Below are 20,015 nucleotides of genomic sequence, written 5' to 3' on the forward strand. Positions count from 1 at the left end.
CTATATAGGTACCTAAGTAGTAACAAACATTTTCTATTACTTGGAGGTTGGAAATGAAGCATTGTGTTAGTTGTGATAAGCGATATGAACAGGAAGTGATTTATTGCGGTTTATGTGGAAAAGAGTTAGAAGAGGTAGTAGACAACAAACAAGACTTGGCTGTAAATCCATTAAAGACATCTAATGCAATTCAAAGAAACAAGTCATCAAAAACTCTAAAATCAATAATTGCTGTTGCTACAGTCTTGTTTTTTATAGCGATTGTATATTTCATCTTCAACAATTTCATTTCCATTGATGGACAGGCTAAAGTTGCTGTAAACAAATATCTTTCCGCAATTAAAAATGGGGATTCTACATCAGATTTTAAAGAATATGACGTTGATGATTTTATAAATGTACTTGATTACAAATTCTTACGTGTGATTTACACGTCGAAAGCACCTGAACAATTAATTATCAATGAGGGTACTTATGATAAGTTCCACAAAGATGATTATCAGTCATTTGATGAGTGGAAAGAGAGTATGAAGAAAGATTTTAAAAGTTTTGAAGTAATATCAGAGGATGATCAAGAGATGATAATGCAATCCCTGACTGAAACCTACGATAAAGTTACGTTACTTTATGATGTGACTGTAACAAACGGTTTAGGGGAATCTGTTTATAAAAAAGCTAATTTTATTGTTAAAAATGATGAATATGACGGTAAGTTTAGAGTCAATATGATTGATTACTAAACTGTATGTTTGCAAGAAAGATTGTGAAAGCTATTTGATGTTATTCTAAATAACGATGGAGATCAGAGACATGGAAAACAAGAAAAGTCTACTTAGTGTAGATGAAAATGCAATTCTATCAGAAGAGTTTTCGAAAGCTCCTTTAGTTCAAAAATTATCATTATTCACATGTTGGATACCACTACTCTTAACGATTTATCTGTGGTACAAGCTTCAATTTTGGTGGGGAGTTTTAGCGCTATTAGTTTTCATTATTATGGCAGGGTCAGGATTAGTAATAGATACAAAAGCTAAAGATAGAGTCAAGAAACAAAAAGATAAAGCTCTAGATGAAATAATAACTGCTAACGGAATAACCAACATGCAGAAATATGTAGCTGAATACGATGATTTTGCTGTTGTAGTGGATGAATTGAAAGAACGTCTCTATTTTATAGATTATGAAATCAGAGAGTTTTCGCTTTCAGATGTCCTAGAGGTGGAAATGATTGAAGATGAAGTGCAAATCACTAAGACCTCTAGAGGTAGTCAATTAGGTGGTGCAGTAATCGGAGGGCTGATAGCTGGTGGTGTTGGTGCAGTAATTGGTGGGGTTTCAGGAACGAAGACAACTTCCAGCGACAGCGTAAAGAGAATATATATGAAATTAATAGTTGATGATACCAAAAGACCATATGTTACTGTTAATTTTCTAAATGAAAAGAAAGAAATATCTAAAAAAGATAAAAAAGCTGAGAAGGCAATAGAGGATGCTAATCACTGGTATGGATTAATCAGCGTTTTGATTAATAGGGCTGTATAGGTATTTATCCAAATTGAGATTTTTATTTTAACAGACTATTGCTGACATGAAAGCTTGGATGGTACTGTCTAGGAAATAATATTTTTACGCGAAAGCATCGCTAATTCTTGGGCAAGAACTGTCCTTGATTTAGTGGTGCTTTTTGTTTTTCGGAGAGGGTCAAGGATTATGAAGGGAAATTAATTGTTACTGATGCTGATTTCCAGAACAGTGTTTACTTTCAACAGAAGGTAGAAGTATGGGGTAATGAAGAGTTGGATGATGCTTGTATGATTATAGATTTCAATGACTCTATTTTAGAATAAATGATGGATTTCACTATATCAAGTAAAATTGCGTATTCTGTGTTATTAAGTAAATGGGGTATATAGAATCTGATTGTATTATAATGATAGAATTAATATGGAAACATCAGGGGCTAGAGATTTTGGAGCAGATATTGTTGTTACTGATCGTGAGGGAATAAGGAATGTGGTACAGGCGATACGATATATTGATCCAGTGGGTATCAGCGCGATTCAAGAGGTTTTCTCTTGCATGAGGTACTACAGAGCCAAAAAAGCGATAGTCATAGCATTTGCCAAGTTTACTGAGCCATGTGAAACGTTAGCTGGAATTAAACATGTGAAGTTGTTAGACAGAAGTGACTTGGTAGCCAAGATTGACGATTTCAAACGAGATGATATTCAGGGAGTAAGGGACAGAACTGAAACAGAGTCGCGCATTATTTTTGAATCATGGAATGAGACAAATAGTGAAATGATTATTCAATGAGTATTTTATACGAAACGTGCATACAGAAAGTTATATGAGAAATTCAACAAGGCTTAAGCTAAAGCAGACTACTATAAAACAGGTATTAATCTCTACAAAAATGAGGTGATTCAAAGCTAATTTGATTTAGAGTTAATGTTCTGTTTTTCTGAGAACAACGTAATTTAAAATAATTAGAGAATGGTGTGATTACATTGGAAGTTGACTTTAGTATGAAACATAAAGCTGATCGATTCCGTGAAATACTTGAATCATTACTCAAAAACTATCAGCCTCATGATTATGCAGTATTCGTATCCAATATTCTTAATGATGTTTTTAATAAGAGTGAACAATTTGGACGGTATCCACCTCATTTTTTGTTACACTCAATTCAGTCAAACTGTATTTATCATCGTACCAATCGAAACCAGGAACTTAGCAAAAACAAACTTCAAAAGATACTAAATCATTATCGCCAATATTTTGATCCAGTTGCTATGTACTTCTTGGAAAAGGATGATGGTGTAACACCATTCTTAATAAATATGTTTAGGCAACAATTTTTTTTGCAGTGGGGTCATGGTTCTAACTCGTTGGGTCGCATGATAACATTGTTTAATTTAGGTAATTACCCTAAAAGCGAGACTTTTTTTAAAGAGAAATATGGAATGTCTTTCGATGAATGGTTACTTGCAGGAGTTGCGGTGCAGGCTTATATTTCTGTGCATAAACCACAAATTATTTCTCCACTTTACTATTTTAGCTTGGAGACGAAGATTGTTCCTGATAGTGTTATTGATTATTTTTTTAAAATTAATTCTATATCACCTATAGAAGTTAAAAACTATAATGAACAAGTTGAAAAGAAGGTTGGGCAATCAAACTCAGAGTTATATGATACGTATCTTCAAGGGGTATTTGTTGAAAAGCCAATGCTTCAACTGAATGATATAGAGTACCTTGTTATACATAAAGAACTATTTATGAGAAAGATTACTGAAGGTATTTTCGACATTTGTAAGAAGGAACTTCCTAGTGACTTTGGAGTTGAATTTGGAGAAAGTTTTGAGAGATACATTGAAAAATTGTTATTGAATTTTATTCCTAAATCAAAAGTTTTTAGAGAGAGCCAACTCCGCCAACACACTAGTAAAAAAGTATGTGATTTTATGATTGTATTTGAAGATTATATATATCTTATAGAATCTAAAGGAGTGGAGTTTAGCGCTTATATTTCATCAGAGAACGCTATGAAGCAAGATAACTCTACAAGGAAAATAAGTACTGGATTTGAGCAGTTGTATTCAGTTGTAGAAATGATTAATAACGGTACTTTCACAAGCTTGATAGGGGAGAGTAAGCACAAGAAAATTATTGCATCAGTGATAACCTATAAACAAATCATTTCTGCTAATTCGGATTGGTACTATGAAAATAATATTTCTCCGAATTTAAAGAAAAATAATTCAAAAGATATTGAATTTTTTCAATATAGACCGCAAATTTTATCAATTATTGAGTTGGAACTATTACTGAAGTATTGTAAAGATTCAAATAAAAGCTATCTTGATGTTTTTGAGGAAAGGTTGGGAAATGAAAATTATGTTTTGATGGGTGAGTGGTATAGTTTTTTGGATTTAGAAAACGATATAATACCCTTTCTAGCGGATACGCATAGAGATTATCTTGATAGATTGCTACCCGACATAAGACTGAAAAATTAACACACACTTGCTTAACTGAAAACAATGGTTGAGTTGACGGAAGAGAGTTTGGGAAAAGAGCTATAGTAGTTCAGTTCATAATTCAGCTGTAAATAGTAAGAACAGATATTTATCGGGTTGACACTATCTGAGTCTTGAAGTAAGGTTTGAGTAGGGATAAATGGGCTATAAATTTTCCCTAGAAAACCCGATAAACATTTGGATTTGTACTACTCATTCGAACATTTTGACAGCTCAATAGCGATTACAAAAACGTTATATCCAGCAATCGCCGAAAAATTCAAAACGACACCATCCCGCGTCGAACGGGCAATTCGCCATGCTATTGAAGTCGCCTGGACGCGCGGCAACATCGACAGCATCAGCCACCTATTTGGCTATACCATCAATATCAGCAAGTCGAAACCAACGAATAGCGAATTTATTGCGATGGTTGCAGACAAGCTGCGGATTGAGCATAAGGTGTCTTAAAAGCGCGTCGTTACTGGATTTACGCTCTTTAATTGTTTGCAAAACGGTGAATTTGCGGCTGGACCCGCTTCATCGTTCCGATAAACTTTTACGCATAGGTTGCGGTAAACCCGATTAATTCCGGATAGTACACGTAGACATATATTTCACAATAAAACACAATAATAGCTACACAGCATCGCGGTCACTTACGGAGCTTATTCCGTAATGTGGCCGTTTTATATTCAAGATCCCGTTACATATACCGATAGTATACGTATTAGCTAAAAAAGGAAATCGCTGGGGGATTAAGCAATGAAAAAGAGTAACGTAGCAATGTTCGGGATTCTCATCGGTACCGCGCTTTTAACGGCATGCACGAAAGAAACGGCCCTTCCGAAGGCGAGCGAAAGTCCATCACCTAAATCTATCATGATTACCTCGCCCAATCCGTCATTAGAGCCGACACCTTCACCTAGTCCAACAGCTACTCCTTTCGACTGGGCAACCGCTGAAGTAACAGAGGATAATGTAAGACAGGCACTAGAGGGCAATGTAGGGGCTCCATTCGCAATTCCGGTTAAGGACGAGACTTTCCGCAAATTCGTGTCTAGTTATGATGAGAAAGGTGAATACATAGAAATCACTGTTAATCCTGGAATATTTACGGATGAAAAGGACTTCGTAAAGAAAGCTGGCGGGTCATTAATCGAATACTCTAAGTTTCTCTTTGAGAATCCAGAGGTATACGAGATAACCGTAAACGCGCTCATCAATGATGTGGCTGGCGGAGAAAATGAAGGCGTATCTATTTCGTGGAGAAGAGACGAAGCGGAACGCATTGATTATGACATAGTATTGGAGAGCATGTTTGGGGATTACACGATACCGTATGGCCTTGCGCGTAAGTATTCGCTTCAGAAAGAGTTATACGAAGGATTAGCAGATTTTGAGCTTCCTCAATATAACAATCTATAAAGCGTACCCAATAGAGTGGTCATCGATATAATTTCAGACAAAGTGTATTTTAAGCATAAGGTTAGTTAGAGCTAGATGACTCAAGAGATTAAAGCCAAATGCATTTGACTCATTAGGGCTTGTTATTGGAATGCATCCTGGCAGCTTATCGCTTCCAATCTAAAGGCTGCTAAATACTACGAATGAACCAAAGGAGATGTAATTATGACTTGGACGCTGGACAGCGTGTATGCTCGTAACACAGAAGCGCCGTATACTTTTTATTTGCCTAGCCCTCAAGTGTTAAAGGGATTAGAGGTCGGGGAGTTAGTGAAATTGATCTTTTTGTCCGATGAGGAGCACGAGCAATTTATTGGCGAAAGAATGTGGGTTGAAATTGTGGAGCGAAATGAGGACAACTTTAAGGGCTTGCTCAGAAATATACCGTCTTACATAACTGAACTAAGCTATGGACAAGAAATTCAATTTACTTATGAGCATATATGCGATACGAAACTGGAAGATCCAGAAGCGAGCAAATGGAATTATTATATGGATACAAAAATTGTAATGACCCGAGATGCTCTAGAAAAGAGAAGCTTCAATCTCATGCTGAAAGATGAGCCGAATGAAGAAAATCATTTAGGCTGGATCTTTTTTAGCGGCCATGAACCTGAAGGATACAATGGGAATCTGGAAAATTACCAAATTGTATCACTTGGAGCGGCGCTTAATATCGACGATTCTTTTTTAGCATTTGTAGATGACGAACCGTTTTCTGCTTATGAACGAGATTCTGAGACGGGCAAATTTAATAAATTGATCGATTATGATTGGGGTTGATTGACAAGCTGGATAGTTAAAATCGAACATTATTAATTAGAGAATCTGGGATTCTGATTGACCGTCTCTCTTTCAAAGTTAGATTTTCTCACTTAGCACAGATAAGTTATCTTGTCCATCAGGCCAATCGCTGCACCGCTCCATAAAATCAGGCAAGGCGAGGTGGAAGCGTTCAAACGGGAGAGATAGAAATTCGATTCTTTTTCTAATACGTGCTTGTTTGGCCGGTTCATCATGATAAAACATGAATTGATCTATATTTTTATCCAGCTTCTCTCTAAGTGTTAAAATAAAACCGATCGCGATATGGGTTTGGGCCAATTCCTGCAAATCGGCAGCAAGCGCTTCGCTTAAGCTTCGCATGTTTGGAAGCTTTAAACAATGATGAATGGAAAATGAGTCTGGCGTGTAATCTACGCGGAAGTCCTGTCCAGGCACTTGCTCCCAAAAATCGTTCCACTGCTGCAAATAGCCCGTTTCATAAAGGACATATTTAATAAACCCACATAACCATGCGGTACAGCTTGTATTGCGGCGCTGGCATCCAACCCGATCTGAAAGATGTCGGCAGCCGCTGCAGCAGGAACCGCTATTTGAAATGCAAACTTTGCAAATATGGTCAGAACCTATCGCTTGCAGGGAGGCCATTCCAAGGTCAATGACCACTTGCTTGCTTATTTTTTGTAGTCCTTCATCAAGGATTAGCGAATTTTCTCTAGATGGTTGTTGAATGGTAAAGCCGGGCATTCGAATCCTTTCCTCTCCTGTGAATCATTTTAAAATCAAATATTCAAAAGTATGAATATATTAAGTATTATACGCGTCATGAAAATAATCAACAAGCCTACAGTTCATTATCAATCATTTCTGGATGTATGCTATGATATTCATATATTCAAAAGTTTACGATTAAGGAGCAGTTTATGAATCAGCACATTCAACAGTTTAAAGCCGATTTTTATAAAGCTTTGGCTCATCCGATGAGAATTCGCATCCTTGAAGTGTTAAGCGAAGGGGAAAAGAACGTAAATGAGCTGCAAAGCATTTTAGGATCAGAAGGTTCCGCCGTATCGCAGCAACTGGCTGTATTACGCAACAAAAACGTTGTCCACAGCGTGAAAGAAGGCACCTCGGTCATTTACTCCTTGCGTGATCCATTAATTAAGGATTTATTGTCGGTAACGAAACAGATTTTTGACAATCATCTTGTCGACGCTATTTCCTTGCTGGAAAATATTCGTAAAGAACCATAATTTAAAAAACAAGGGAATCCGTGAGCATCAATTAGGAAAACCTTGTTTTTTTGCTTTTTATAACGACTTATTCGCCTCCTTGACTGATTCGTGCGTTTGACATAAAGGGAGTACAGGAGTATCTTTTCTTTATATTCAAATAATCAAATATATGAAGAAAAGAAGGTTATGAGAAATGAAGGGGAGAGGTAGATTTGATGGATATCATTTATCTGCGCTTCGCAAGGATATGGTCTCGGGTCTCATTGTCGGTATTATCGCCATTCCACTCGGAATGGCGTTTGCTATTGCTTCAGGCGTCAGGCCTGAATATGGACTATATACGACCGTAATAGCGGGCATTCTTATCTCGACTTTCGGAGGTTCAAAATTTCAGATTGGTGGACCTACGGGTGCTTTTATTCCTATTCTGTTCGCTATTGTGCTGCAATATGGGTACGAAAATTTATTGATTGCCGGTTTCCTGGCCGGCATTATGCTTGTTGCTATGGGCCTTTTTAAGCTAGGCTCATTGATTGCCTTCATACCTCGGCCTGTTACAATTGGGTTTACCGCCGGCATTGCCGTCATCATCTTCAGTGGACAATTGGCTAGCTTTTTGGGTTTGAAGGGGATCGAAAAGCATGAGGATTTTTTGTCCAATATGAAAGAAATCGGGTATCATGCTTCGACTGTAAATAGCTACAGTCTGCTGACGGCCGGAATTTGTTTAATAATTATTTTGCTGGCTCCGAGATTTATGCCTAAGTTGCCTGGGTCATTGCTGGGGCTCGTTGTTTCGAGTGTCGTTGCAGCTTTGTTTTTCAACGGGGAGGTGGCAACGATAGGTTCTGCTTATGGAACGATTCCGAGCACGCTGCCTGCTTTTCATATACCTGACATGACGTGGGAGCGAATAGTGAATTTGCTTAAGCCTGCTTTTATTATTGCTATGTTGGGAGGGATTGAATCGCTGCTGTCCGCTGTAGTAGCCGACGGCATGACTGGCAATCGGCACAACAGCAATCGCGAGCTTATTGGGCAGGGAATTGCCAATATGATAACACCGTTTTTTGGGGGCATACCGGCAACGGGAGCCATTGCACGCACAGCTGCTAATATTAAAAGCGGAGCAGTTTCACCGATTTCGGGCATCGTTCATGGCTTCGTCGTTTTGCTGGTGCTAATACTGTTTGCGCCCTATGCGTCCGATATCCCGCTTGCTAGCATGGCTCCAATCTTAATGGTAGTTGCGTGGAACATGAGTGAACGAAGCGCTTTTATGCATATTTTAAAAACGAAAACGAGTGATTCCCTTTTGCTTGCCATCACTTTTATTCTCACCGTATTTACGAATCTGACAACGGCAGTTGAAGTGGGGTTGCTGATGGCTCTGCTTTTCTTTGTGAAACGTATGAGCCAATCCTTAACGGTCGAGAAGGTGCTGCCAGATCCTAACCATAAACATAAAAAAGTCAGAGCAAATATGGTATACGAAGGTCATGATTGTCCTCAAATCAGTATATATACGATTGACGGACCTTTGTTTTTTGGGGCGGTGAATAAGTTTGAACAGGATATAAGGGATACGGTTCAACAGAGGTGTACCATTTTGCTGCTGCGTTTTGGGAAAGTGCCCATTATGGATACGACAGGAGCAGCCAATCTGATTACTATAGTCAATTCGTTCCAGAAGCTTGGAGGAATCGTACTGCTGACAGGGGTCCAGCCGCAGCCGTTGCAAGTGCTGAAAAAAACAGGTTTATATGAGCGGATCGGGGCTCATCACTTTTTTAATCATACTGGTGAAGCGATCGGCTGTGCCTTAATCCACCTGGATTCGAATCAATGTTTGGGATGTAGGCACTTTGTATTCCGGGAATGTACCGCGCTATCCAATGTGGAAAAGCAAAGCGCAACAAATCGAAGTCTAGAACATAGTGGACATCATCCTTCTTTCTAAGGAAGTGCTACAATAAAAAACCGCTCCTCTATTGGTTGCAGCGAACCAGTAAAGGAGCGGGATTATCCATTAACCTCATGGACGTAAAAGCTGTTCAATCGTTATACCCGAATATCGATGGATTGCGCAGCTGCAGATGGCGGTACGTTTGCTTTGTGAGCGGAAGCTTGGGTTTCTTCCTCTGTTTGCCTATTGTTGCGTTCCCGTACCTTGTCATGATTTGCGGCCGAGCTTGCGATCACTTTGCCGCCAACCGTTTCCGTCTCATTGACTGAAGAGCTGTCATCCGTTGTTCCCAAATCGTCAACCAGCTCTTTCATTTTTTGATCCACGGCATGGATTTGGCGAGTGGTTTTGGCCATCATTTCCCGTTTCAGCTTGAATACGGTTTGCTCGGCGTTTTCCAGCATAGCGGATTTTCCAGCGTCGTTGTGCGGATTCGATTCAATGACCATGCGGTCAAAACGAATGCCGCTTTCCATTGTGACGTTGGAGCCTTGCAGTTTTTCGCGAACGCCGGCGAGCTTGCCGAGATGATCATAGGTCATGCTGTTTTTAACAGCCTGGTCCATATTTTTCTCAGGATTGTCCGAAGTGCTTTTTTTAGGCTGGTCGTCCTTAGAGGCGCCAATTTTAGTTTTTTCCTGAATTTCCTCCGCACGAATCTGTGAAATTTGTGCGTCAATTTGGGAAATAGAAGCGGTTAATGCTTTAACGCGTTCCATTTTCAGCTTCGTGTCTAGCTTATCATTCGTTTTGACGGATTGCATTTCTTCGTTTAATCTTGCTTTTTGCTTCATGAGTGCCTGAACTTCTTTTTCGCGAGGCGAAGCGGATGTGGTTTCTCGCGATGAAGCAGTTGAAGCGGATTTTGACCGTGATGCTGATGAGGCAGACGATATTGCAGAAATGGAAAGCACCCCCTTTTATTGATTATGATGATTGCCTAATGGTTATATCGGAAATAATGGAAACGAAAATAATATATATGATGGAAAAACGAAAATTTATTATAGATTTTTACAATACAGCTATAAGCTCGTCAAGGTTTAAACAGTATAGGGTGGATGATCGCTATACTCTGCAAAAAAAGCTCCCACGGGCCACTAGATGAAATGTGGCGTTCCGGCAGGAGCTTGATTTGATGCAAGGGAGCAATGATTGCAGCGTTTATGCGACTAAGCGGTTGGCTTTGGCGGCTTTGGACGCTTTGGACGGAAACGGGAAGCGACATAGTTGCGCTTGCGGTCGCGAAAAAAAGTCCAGCCGCCGATAAAGCCGACACCAATGGCGAACATCAGCAGGCCCAGCAGGAAGGGCAGCCATTCAAAGTTAGGCTGAATGTCATCGTAGCCGAAGGATACAAAATAGTCGTAGACAGCATTTTTCATTTTCAAAAATCCAATGCAGGCAAGTATGCCAGGAATGACGAGCAGCAAAATAGCAATCAGCCTTGCTGTAACTAGCTTCATAATCGAATAACTCCTTAATAATAGTGAGATAGGCTTGTGCTATTATGATACCCTTTTCAGGGAAAAGTGTCTATTTCCGAAAAGTTTACGATGAAAACCGCTGCTAAAAAGGTTACAATACTAATGATGCAAACAACGACGCTCTTAAATATAGCGGAAATGGTGAACTAATCAAGGACATCATTTGATAGCATACATATGGAAATACAGGTGGAGGTTAAAATAGATGGCGATAGAAGTAGATGTAGCTGTGCTGGGCGGCGGCCCGGGAGGTTATACGGCGGCAATCCGCGCGGCCCAAATGGGGAAAAGCGTAGCGATCGTCGAAGCGGACAACCTTGGCGGAACTTGCCTGCATAAAGGTTGTATTCCTAGCAAATCGCTGCTTAGAAGCGCAGAAGTATACGCCACCTTGCTGGAGTCTGATGCCTATGGCATTGAAATAGCTGACGGAGCGATCTCGCTGCAATTCGATAAAGTGCAAAGCCGCAAGGAGCAGACGGTGGAACAGCTTCATAAAGGGCTGCAGTATTTAATGAAAAAACATAGCATTCAAGTCATTAAAGGCAGAGGCCGCGTCATCGGGCCTTCGATTTTCTCGCCTCGCAGCGGATCGCTTGCTGTTGAGCTGGCAGATGGAGAAATGGAGCAGGTCGTTTCCAAAAACCTGATTATTGCAACAGGCTCCAGACCGCGTTCTTTGCCTGGCCTAACGCCAGATAGCGAATATATTCTCACAAGCGATGACGCGCTTGCACTAGAAGAGCTTCCGGCTTCGATTCTGATCGTTGGCGGCGGTGTAATTGGCGTGGAATGGGCATCGATGATGCAGGACTTTGGCGTGCAGGTGACGCTCGTTGAAGCGGGAGCAAGGCTGCTTCCTGGCGAGGATGCCGAGGTGTCGGCTGAGCTTACGCGATTGCTCAAGCGCCGCGGCGTTCGTGTACTTACAAGCGTGCAGCTCAGCACGACTGAGCTAAGTGTGGGAGACGGGGAGGTCTCAATTCCGGCTACGACTGCGGATGGCGATGTGCTGCTAAGTGCAAGCAAGCTGCTGCTGGCCGTAGGCCGTCAAGCAAATGTGGAAGGAATCGGGCTTGAAAATACCGATATTCGCACGAAGGACGGCTTTATTCAAATCAATGAATTTGGCCAGACGAATGAGCCGCATATTTATGCGATCGGCGATTGCATCGGCGGAGTCCAGCTTGCGCACGCAGCAGCGCATGAAGGAATTGCGGCTGTGGAGCATATGGGCGGACAGGGTCATGCGGCGATAGAGCCTCATCTCATAACCCGCTGTGTATACTCGCGTCCGGAAATTGCCTCCTACGGATTGACGGAGGATGGGGCGAGAACGAAAGGCCATGACATTAAGACGAGTAAAATCCCGTTTCAAGCGATTGCTAAAGCACTCGTGCTTGGAGATGCCGATGGCTTCGTGAAAGTGATAGCCGACCGTACAACGGGCGACATTTTGGGCGTCCATATGATAGGCCCGCATGCGACCGATCTTATTTCGGAAGCTGCGCTTGCTGGATTTCTCAATGCAACGCCTTGGGAGGTCGGGCAATTGATTCACCCGCATCCAACGCTGTCTGAAGCGCTGGGCGAGGCGATGCTGGCGATAGACGGAAAGGCGACTGCGATGTAGCAGCTGCCCATGCTTGCTAAAAGCATGGGTTTTCTTTTTCCGCAAAAAGAGGTTATAATGGGTAATATCAAGTATTAGTACCTGGTTTTAATTGTAGTCAGGCGTAGACGGTTGCCCTCGTACTTTGGCGGCAAAAGCACGTTTCGCGGTTAAATAGAAGCCGAGTATAAGCGCGTAGCTTAAACACTCTTGCATTTTTAAAGGAGGCCGAATTCTCATGGGGAAATCCGGTTCAATTGAGCAGCAATCCCGTCATGCCGCAGTTGGCTTAACGGATGAGCAGGCTGTCGAAATGTATGCCATGATGCAGCTGGCGCGCAAGTTTGATGAGCGCAATTTGCTGCTGCAGCGGGCAGGAAAAATCAACTTCCACGTATCGGGTGTGGGTCAAGAGGTGGCACAGGTTGCTGCGGCATTTGCTCTTGATCGCACAGTCGATTATTACTTGCCTTATTATCGGGATTACGGTTTTGTATTGTCCGTCGGAATGACGGTGAAAGAGCTGATGCTGTCCGTGTTTGCGAAAGCGGAAGATCCCAATAGCGGCGGCAGGCAGATGCCAGGGCATTTTGGCAGCAAAAGACTGCGTATTGTCACAGGCTCAAGTCCTGTAACGACCCAGGTTCCGCATGCTGTAGGCATTGCGCTCGCTGCAAAGATGAAGAAGCAGAAGCTCGTAAGCTTCGTAACCTTTGGAGAAGGTTCGAGCAATCAGGGCGATTTCCATGAAGGCTGCAATTTTGCAGGCGTTCATAAGCTTCCGGTCATTTTTATGTGTGAAAATAATCAATATGCAATCTCTGTTCCCGTTCACAAGCAGCTTGCAGGCCGCGTTGCGGATCGGGCGCTTGGTTATGGCTTCCCTGGCGTGCAAGTGGATGGCAATGATGCGCTGGAAGTGTTCCGCACCGTGAAGGAGGCGCGCGAGCGCGCGATTGCTGGCGAGGGGCCGACGCTTATTGAGGCGATGGTCTATCGTTTGTCTCCGCATTCGACTTCGGATAATGATCTTGCTTATCGGACGAAGGAAGAGGTCGATGAGAACCGGGCTAAGGATGGACTGCCGAAATATAGACAGTATTTGATCGACTGTGGACTCCTTACCGAGGAGAAGGATGCCGAGCTGCTTGCGGGCATTAAGAAGCAAATCGACGAAGCGACTGAATACGGCGACAAGGCAGCATTCCCAACGCCAGAATCGGTGCTTGACCATGTGTATGCAGGAGATGCTGGGCAAGGAGGCGACATTTAGTGGCTGTTATTGAATATATTGAAGCGATTAGGCTTGGCATGAAGGAAGAGCTGGAGCGCGATGAAGACGTGTTCGTGCTTGGCGAGGATGTTGGCGTCAAGGGCGGCGTTTTTACAACGACGAAAGGTTTAATTGACCAGTTCGGAGAGCAGCGCGTAATGGATACACCCCTAGCGGAATCGGCAATTGCCGGTGTAGCTATTGGTGCAGCTATGTACGGGATGAAGCCCATTGCAGAAATGCAGTATTCGGATTTCATGTTTCCCGCAACGAATCAAATCATAAGCGAGGCGGCTAAAATCCGTTACCGCTCGAACAATGACTGGAGCTGTCCGATCGTTATTCGCGCCCCAATTGGCGGCGGGGTTTTTGGCGGGCTGTATCATTCCCAGTGTCCGGAATCGGTATTTTTCGGGACGCCCGGCTTGAAAATTGTAGCGCCCTACCGGGCTTACGATGCGAAAGGGCTGTTAAAGGCCGCTGTACGCGACCCGGACCCGGTTCTCTTTTTTGAAAATAAAAAATGCTACAAGCTGATTACCGGCGAAGTACCGGAAGACGATTATATTGTGCCGATTGGCAAAGCTAATGTATTGCGTGAAGGCGACGATATTACCGTCATCAGCTACAGCATGCCGCTGCTGTTCGTTGAACAGGCAGCGCAGGAGCTTGCCCAGGAAGGCATCAGCACTCATATACTTGATTTGCGCACGCTGCAGCCGCTTGATCAAGAGGCTATTTTGGAGTCTGTTCGCAAGACAGGCAAGGTGTTAATCATTCACGAGGATAATAAGACGGGCGGCGTTGGCGCCGAAGTGTCGGCTATTATTGCGGAGCAGCTGTTGTATGAGCTGGACGCTCCTATTATGCGTTTATGCGGGCCGGACGCTCCAGCGATGCCTATTAATCCGCCTGGCGAGAAGTTTTTCCTGCTGAATAAAGAAAAAGTGAAAGAGGCTATGCGCAATTTGGCTTTGTATTAAAGCTTGCACGAAGCAGTCATTTCGCTGCAATGCATTAATTTGGACGAAAGCCAGTCCACGCAGCACAAGCCTTTAGGGAGATGGATAATTGATGAAATCGGTGACGGAGATTGTTATTCCGCAGCTGGCGGAATCGCTCGTATCGGCAACGATCGATAAGTGGCTTAAGCAGCCTGGCGACCACATTGACATGTATGAGCCCATTTGTGAGCTCATTACGGACAAGGTTAGCGCGGAGCTGCCTTCTACGGTATCGGGTACGATGGTTAAAATTTTGGTTGGCAACGGTGAAACGGTTCCAGTTGGGACGCCGGTATGCCTAATCGAAACGGAAGGCGCAGCAGAAATGCAGGCTACTGGCGGGGCGCCATCGGTTTATAGTGAAGCAGCGCAAGGCGCGGGCTTGTCTACAGCTCAGCAAGGCGGTGCTCAGGAGGCGGAAGGAGACATGTCGATGCGCAATCGCTTCTCTCCAGCTGTTCAGAGGCTGGCAGCCGAGCATAATATTCGTTTGAGCGATGTTCCGGGGACTGGTCTTGGCGGTCGTATTACCCGTAAAGACGTGCTTACCTTCGTCGAATCGGGCGGAGCAGCAGGCAGCTCTGCGAGCAAAGCGAGCCCGCAAGTCGGCCGGGAGCCAAGTGTTGAGCAAGTTCGTTCAACTGGCTTGCATTTGACCGAAACGCCGCGCCTGCCAACGATTCAGCAATATGATTCTCCTGTTTCAGGGGTGCCTGGACGAGGCGAAGATTATATTGAGGTTACGCCGATTCGCGGCGCAATCGCACGTAATATGAAACAGAGCGTCACCGAAATTCCGCATGGATGGATGATGATTGAGGTTGATGTTACGAATCTCGTCGTGCTGCGCAACAAGGTGAAAGATGAATTTATGAAGCGCGAGGGCATTAATTTGACCTATCTCGCTTTCGTATTGAAAGCAGTCGTAAATGCGATCAAGGAATTCCCGATTATGAACTCCATGTGGGCGGTCGATAAAATCATCGTGAAGCGCGACATTAATATTTCGCTTGCGGTAGGTACCGAGGAATCGGTTGCGACTCCCGTCATTAAAAACGCTGATCACAAAACAATCGCGGGACTTGCGAAAGAAATCGACGACTTGGCTCGCCGTGGGCGCGAAGGGCGCTTAACGCTGGCTGACATGCAGGGCGGTACGTTTACCGTGAACAATACGGGCTCCTTCGGCTCAATCATTACACATCCGATCATTAACTATCCACAAGCAGCCATTATGACGTTTGAATCGATTGTGAAGCGTCCGGTTGTCATTAATGACATGCTCGCGATTCGCTCGATGGCAAACCTCTGCTTGTCGCTGGATCACCGCATTTTGGACGGCATTATTTGCGGTCGTTTTATGCAGAAGGTGAAGGAAAATCTGGAGAGCTTCAACAACGATACGAAATTGTATTAGAAATGAGGGACGCCGCTATGACTGACTCTGCTCATGTACCTTATGGGAAGAAACCGCTTGAAGCCCGTTATATTTCCATGCTTGGCTATGCGGAGGCATGGGAGCTGCAAAAATCGATGGTGAAGCAAGTTGATCAGGAGGAGCGTCCGGAGACGCTTCTCCTTCTTCAACATCCGCCGACCTATACGCTTGGCTCAGACCGCCATCCCGAGCATTTGCTGCTGGATGAGGAGGAGCTTGCGGAGCGGGGCATTTCTGTATTTGAAATCGACCGCGGTGGGGATATTACTTATCATGGGCCTGGCCAGCTTGTCGGATATCCGCTGCTGTATTTGGATGCGGTAGGTCTCGATCTGCATGCTTATTTGCGCAACGTCGAGCAGGTCATCATTAATTGGCTGAAAGATTATGGCATTGAATCAGGCAGGAAGCCCGAGTACACCGGCGTGTGGGTAGGGGATGAGAAAATTGCGGCAATCGGTGTGAAATTTAATCGGGCGCGAAAGCGCGGCGGATTTGTGACGAGTCATGGATTTGCGCTGAATATAGAGGCGGGCATTGCGGAGAGTGGCTTTAGCGGCATTGTGCCGTGCGGCATCGAACAGTTCGGCGTCACTTCATTTAATACGCTGACGGGCCGCGAGCTGTCGGTAAGTGAAGCGGCGCAGCAGCTGCTGCCGCATTTCTGCGAAGTATTTGGTTTTGCGCAGGATGCTGTTCTAATAAGAGAACAGCATGCCGATGCCGGCAACCAAGCTGGATAACAGCATGGCAGCAATAACCACGATGGCTACAATTCGAACATACTTGGAAGGATTCACAAGGCAGATCTCCTTTCTAAACATTTCTATAAGCCCTATTATAGTCGAAAATGACGAACGGAGGAAACGTTAATGATTAATGAGCAGCGGTTAGTAGATGAATTTGTACAATTGGTGAAAATTGATAGTGAAACGAAGCATGAGCAGCTTATAAGCGTTGAGCTTAAGAAGAAATTCGGAGAGCTGGGACTATCGCTGGAAGAGGATGATGCGGCAGCCAAAACAGGTCATGGCGCAGGTAATCTATTTGCGTTTCTGGAAGCTTCCGGTGTAGAAAATGCTCCGACTATCTTTTTTACTTCCCATATGGATACGGTAACGCCTGGTGTAGGCATTAAACCGCAAATTGATGCAGATGGGTACATACGCAGCGATGGCACTACCATTCTTGGAGCGGACGATAAAGCGGGTCTTGCCGCGATGTTTGAGGCAATCCGTGTGCTTAAGGAACAATCGATTCCGCATGGCCCTATCCAGTTTGTCATTACCGTAGGCGAGGAGTCGGGACTGCTCGGAGCTCGCGCGCTGGATGCGTCCAAGCTAAAGGCGAAATTCGGCTACGCGCTCGATTCAAATGGCTCAGTAGGCGAAATTGCGGTTGCTGCGCCAACACAGGCGAGAGTCACGATTGAGTTTCACGGCAAGTCGGCTCATGCTGGCGTTAACCCGGAAGCGGGAATCAGTGCGATCCAAGTGGCGGGAAAAGCGATTGCAAGAATGCCGCTCGGCCGCATCGATAAGGAAACGACAGCGAATATTGGCTCTTTTGAAGGCGGAGGCGCAACGAATATCGTCGTTGATTATGTGAAGCTGAATGCGGAAGCGCGCAGTATTGTGCAGCATAAGCTGGATGCCCAGCTGGATGCTATGCGCGAAGCGGTAGAAAGTGCAGCAGCAGAGTTTGGCGCTAAAGGCGTGTTCAGCAGCGAGGTCATTTACCCGTCTTATTCGTACGATGAGAGCGATGCTGTTGTGCAGCTTGCCCAAACGGCGATTAAAGCGATCGGATTGACGCCAAAAACCTTCCACTCCGGCGGCGGCAGCGATGCCAATGTGTTTAATGGCCTCGGCGTGCCGACGGTTAACCTGGCTGTTGGCTACGAGCATATTCATACGACGCAGGAACAAATTAAAGTAGCCGATCTAGTCAAAACGACGGAATTGGTCGTTGAGATTATGAAGCAGGCAGCTAAAGCTTAATAGGCCCTGCAGCATAGCAGTAGAGAAACCAAACAAGCGATAGGTCAGGAAAAGAGCATTTTCCCGGACGTATCGCTTGTTTTCCATGTATTACGGCGGCAGTCTGCTGGCGCTTTTATGATTTATGGCCCACTATTTAAGAGCTAGTTCGCGTCAAAAAGCTTGCTAACGGCTCAGAAGCTCCGCTTGCTGCCTTGCAGGACATGAGGCGCAGTTGATGGCGAATTTCCCATGCTTTGCCGACAAGGCGAAGATGGCTGACGCTTGTATAGGTTTTCATCGTTATCCAGCTCCTTCACTATCAAAAATATTTGGATAAGGATAGGTATGCGGATATCGGACAAGTTATGCACGTTACTTTATTCTTACACGCAAAGGGGAATATTCATTCATGAATGAGGGAATTAATCGCTGGAAAGAAGAAACAACCCATACCGAACCGATTTTTTCTGGCAGAATCATTTCGCTGCAGGTAGATACGGTCGCCTTGCCGGACGGCAGTACGGCGACAAGGGAAATCGTCAAGCATCCGGGAGCAGCGGCTGTCATCGCTCTACTAAATGGCAAGCTGCTCGTCGTTGAGCAGTACCGCAAGCCGCTGGAGAAATTTCAGATTGAGCTGCCGGCAGGCAAGCTGGATGCTGGCGAGGATCCGCTCGAGGCGGCGAGGCGCGAGTTGGAAGAGGAGACAGGCTACAAAGCGGATACGCTGCAGCTTGTGAGCGCTTTTTATACGTCGCCAGGCTTTGCGGATGAGAAGCTGTATGTTTATTTCACGGATCAGGTCGTTTCTGGCAAGCAGCAGACGGATGAGGATGAGTTTCTGGAAGTGATGGCGATTACGCTAGAGGAAGCAGAAGCTTATATCTCCGAAGGCCGCATCAGTGATGCCAAGACGATTATGGCCGTCTACGTGTGGAAGCTGTATTTGCTGACAGGCAAGCTGCCCATTTAGAAAGAGGAAGCGTATAAGCTCCTTCCCTCCCGTCATAGGTGTGCTTAAAGGAACATACACTTTATCACATGGGACAAGAGGGGGAAGGCTATGCGTTCGCGAATGGGGAAGGGGCCCGCAGGGAGCCAGCTGACGCTGTATGTGTTTGTGGGCGTGCTGTTTGTCGTGGGCGTCATTTTTGGCGGGTTGATGGTAAATGCGCTCACCTTTGAGCAGCAGCAGGATTTGGCTTCGGATATGAGCCAGTATGTACAGCTTATGCATGGCGGGGCGGCTGCGGATAGCGCGGCGACATTTTGGGAGCGCGTTTTTTTTCATGGAAAATGGCTGCTGGTGCTGTGGTTCCTCGGCATTACCGTAGTCGGCATACCGCTGGTGCTAGCTATGGATTTTCTAAAAGGCGTGCTTGTCGGCTTTGCGCTCGGTACGCTCATTACACAATATTCATGGAAGGGCGTGCTGTTTTCGCTCGTCTCGATTGCGCCGCCTAATTTAATTATTGTGCCGGCCATTTTGATGGCGAGCGCTTCGGCGCTGTCTTTTTCGATGTATGTGGTGAAAAATAGGCTGATGCGGCAAAACGGCACACTTGCCCCGCAAATGCTGAGCTTTACGACGACAGCGATGATGATGCTGATGGTTTTAATCGGTGCCGCTTTGCTTGAAGCTTACGTCTCTCCGCTGTTAATGAGCTGGGCAGCACCGATTTTAGACGCTTCCGCCGCGGCAATCTGATGCCCAATCCACGCCAAAATGTTTGACTTTCACAAGGG

At 44.6% G+C, this 20,015-nt stretch carries 21 protein-coding genes and 1 pseudogene; 17 read left to right on the forward strand and 5 right to left on the reverse strand.

Going from position 1 to position 20,015, the window contains the following annotated elements; translation table 11 throughout:
- The first annotated feature begins 53 nt into the window (after positions 1–53).
- The 7 genes and pseudogenes from BBD42_RS21880 to BBD42_RS21910 all read left to right on the forward strand — a co-directional run bounded on the left by BBD42_RS21880 (position 54) and on the right by BBD42_RS21910 (position 6,272).
- The gene (locus BBD42_RS21880; RefSeq protein WP_099519871.1) at positions 54–740 is read left to right on the forward strand and encodes a zinc ribbon domain-containing protein; all 687 of its coding nucleotides are present in this window, start codon (positions 54–56) and stop codon (positions 738–740) included.
- Between the two features lie 70 nt (positions 741–810).
- A complete protein-coding gene (locus BBD42_RS21885) occupies positions 811–1,542 on the forward strand; it encodes a hypothetical protein (RefSeq protein ID WP_099519872.1) in 732 nt (243 codons plus the stop codon).
- A gap of 402 nt (positions 1,543–1,944) precedes the next feature.
- The gene (locus BBD42_RS21890) at positions 1,945–2,316 is read left to right on the forward strand and encodes a restriction endonuclease (protein WP_099521748.1); all 372 of its coding nucleotides are present in this window, start codon (positions 1,945–1,947) and stop codon (positions 2,314–2,316) included.
- Between the two features lie 212 nt (positions 2,317–2,528).
- Entirely contained in the window at positions 2,529–4,022 is a 1,494-nt protein-coding gene (locus BBD42_RS21895; RefSeq protein ID WP_099519873.1) for a hypothetical protein, read from the forward strand.
- A gap of 240 nt (positions 4,023–4,262) precedes the next feature.
- Positions 4,263–4,493, forward strand: a pseudogene (locus BBD42_RS21900) (sporulation initiation factor Spo0A C-terminal domain-containing protein); the annotation flags it as partial.
- 294 nt (positions 4,494–4,787) lie between these two features.
- Positions 4,788–5,450 (forward strand): hypothetical protein, encoded by a 663-nt coding sequence (locus BBD42_RS21905; RefSeq protein WP_099519874.1) that lies wholly within the window; start codon positions 4,788–4,790, stop codon positions 5,448–5,450.
- A gap of 204 nt (positions 5,451–5,654) precedes the next feature.
- Entirely contained in the window at positions 5,655–6,272 is a 618-nt protein-coding gene (locus BBD42_RS21910) for an immunity protein Imm33 domain-containing protein (RefSeq protein ID WP_099519875.1), read from the forward strand.
- 78 nt (positions 6,273–6,350) lie between these two features.
- On the opposite strand, the gene BBD42_RS21915 is transcribed toward BBD42_RS21910, so the two are convergent.
- A complete protein-coding gene (locus tag BBD42_RS21915; protein ID WP_099519876.1) occupies positions 6,351–7,019 on the reverse strand; it encodes a hypothetical protein in 669 nt (222 codons plus the stop codon).
- A gap of 176 nt (positions 7,020–7,195) precedes the next feature.
- On the opposite strand from BBD42_RS21915, the gene BBD42_RS21920 reads away from it, so the two are divergent.
- Positions 7,196–7,525: an ArsR/SmtB family transcription factor gene (locus BBD42_RS21920; protein WP_056028951.1), complete on the forward strand. Its 330-nt coding sequence runs from the start codon at positions 7,196–7,198 to the stop codon at positions 7,523–7,525.
- Positions 7,526–7,700: 175 nt separating this feature from the next.
- The gene (locus BBD42_RS21925; RefSeq protein ID WP_099519877.1) at positions 7,701–9,467 is read left to right on the forward strand and encodes a SulP family inorganic anion transporter; all 1,767 of its coding nucleotides are present in this window, start codon (positions 7,701–7,703) and stop codon (positions 9,465–9,467) included.
- A 101-nt stretch (positions 9,468–9,568) separates the two neighbouring features.
- Here BBD42_RS21925 and BBD42_RS21930 read toward each other — a convergent pair whose 3' ends face one another.
- Together BBD42_RS21930 and BBD42_RS21940 are read right to left on the reverse strand one after the other, a co-directional pair.
- Positions 9,569–10,267, reverse strand: a complete 699-nt coding sequence (locus BBD42_RS21930; protein WP_099519878.1) for a FlxA-like family protein — start codon at positions 10,265–10,267, stop codon at positions 9,569–9,571.
- 378 nt (positions 10,268–10,645) lie between these two features.
- Positions 10,646–10,939, reverse strand: a complete 294-nt coding sequence (locus tag BBD42_RS21940; protein WP_099519880.1) for a DUF2627 domain-containing protein — start codon at positions 10,937–10,939, stop codon at positions 10,646–10,648.
- 226 nt (positions 10,940–11,165) lie between these two features.
- On the opposite strand from BBD42_RS21940, the gene lpdA reads away from it, so the two are divergent.
- The 5 genes from lpdA (at position 11,166) to lipB (ending at position 17,030) form a co-directional block, all read left to right on the forward strand.
- Positions 11,166–12,593, forward strand: coding sequence for a dihydrolipoyl dehydrogenase (gene lpdA / locus BBD42_RS21945; RefSeq protein ID WP_099519881.1), 1,428 nt, complete (start codon positions 11,166–11,168; stop codon positions 12,591–12,593).
- 217 nt (positions 12,594–12,810) lie between these two features.
- Positions 12,811–13,845 (forward strand): thiamine pyrophosphate-dependent dehydrogenase E1 component subunit alpha, encoded by a 1,035-nt coding sequence (locus tag BBD42_RS21950; RefSeq protein ID WP_099519882.1) that lies wholly within the window; start codon positions 12,811–12,813, stop codon positions 13,843–13,845.
- The gene (locus BBD42_RS21955) at positions 13,845–14,828 is read left to right on the forward strand and encodes an alpha-ketoacid dehydrogenase subunit beta (RefSeq protein WP_099519883.1); all 984 of its coding nucleotides are present in this window, start codon (positions 13,845–13,847) and stop codon (positions 14,826–14,828) included. Before BBD42_RS21950 ends, BBD42_RS21955 begins: the two co-directional genes overlap by 1 nt.
- 91 nt (positions 14,829–14,919) lie before the next feature.
- Positions 14,920–16,266, forward strand: coding sequence for a dihydrolipoamide acetyltransferase family protein (locus tag BBD42_RS21960; RefSeq protein ID WP_099519884.1), 1,347 nt, complete (start codon positions 14,920–14,922; stop codon positions 16,264–16,266).
- 17 nt (positions 16,267–16,283) lie between these two features.
- The gene (gene lipB, locus BBD42_RS21965) at positions 16,284–17,030 is read left to right on the forward strand and encodes a lipoyl(octanoyl) transferase LipB (RefSeq protein WP_099519885.1); all 747 of its coding nucleotides are present in this window, start codon (positions 16,284–16,286) and stop codon (positions 17,028–17,030) included.
- Here lipB and prli42 read toward each other — a convergent pair.
- Positions 16,986–17,111: a stressosome-associated protein Prli42 gene (gene prli42 / locus BBD42_RS32755; protein WP_150131586.1), complete on the reverse strand. Its 126-nt coding sequence runs from the start codon at positions 17,109–17,111 to the stop codon at positions 16,986–16,988. The genes lipB and prli42 overlap by 45 nt on opposite strands.
- 48 nt (positions 17,112–17,159) lie before the next feature.
- On the opposite strand from prli42, the gene BBD42_RS21970 reads away from it, so the two are divergent.
- Positions 17,160–18,287, forward strand: a complete 1,128-nt coding sequence (locus tag BBD42_RS21970; protein ID WP_099519886.1) for a M20/M25/M40 family metallo-hydrolase — start codon at positions 17,160–17,162, stop codon at positions 18,285–18,287.
- A gap of 136 nt (positions 18,288–18,423) precedes the next feature.
- Here BBD42_RS21970 and mciZ read toward each other — a convergent pair whose 3' ends face one another.
- Positions 18,424–18,567 (reverse strand): Z-ring formation inhibitor MciZ, encoded by a 144-nt coding sequence (gene mciZ, locus BBD42_RS21975; RefSeq protein ID WP_082110875.1) that lies wholly within the window; start codon positions 18,565–18,567, stop codon positions 18,424–18,426.
- 111 nt (positions 18,568–18,678) lie between these two features.
- Here mciZ and BBD42_RS21980 point away from each other — a divergent pair, with 111 nt between their 5' ends.
- Positions 18,679–19,242 (forward strand): NUDIX domain-containing protein, encoded by a 564-nt coding sequence (locus tag BBD42_RS21980; RefSeq protein ID WP_099519887.1) that lies wholly within the window; start codon positions 18,679–18,681, stop codon positions 19,240–19,242.
- Positions 19,243–19,332: 90 nt separating this feature from the next.
- Positions 19,333–19,977: a stage II sporulation protein M gene (gene spoIIM / locus BBD42_RS21985; protein WP_099519888.1), complete on the forward strand. Its 645-nt coding sequence runs from the start codon at positions 19,333–19,335 to the stop codon at positions 19,975–19,977.
- Positions 19,978–20,015 lie beyond the last annotated feature (38 nt).

It is taken from the genome of Paenibacillus sp. BIHB 4019, assembly GCF_002741035.1.
In the GTDB taxonomy this organism is placed as follows: Bacteria; Bacillota; Bacilli; order Paenibacillales; family Paenibacillaceae; genus Pristimantibacillus.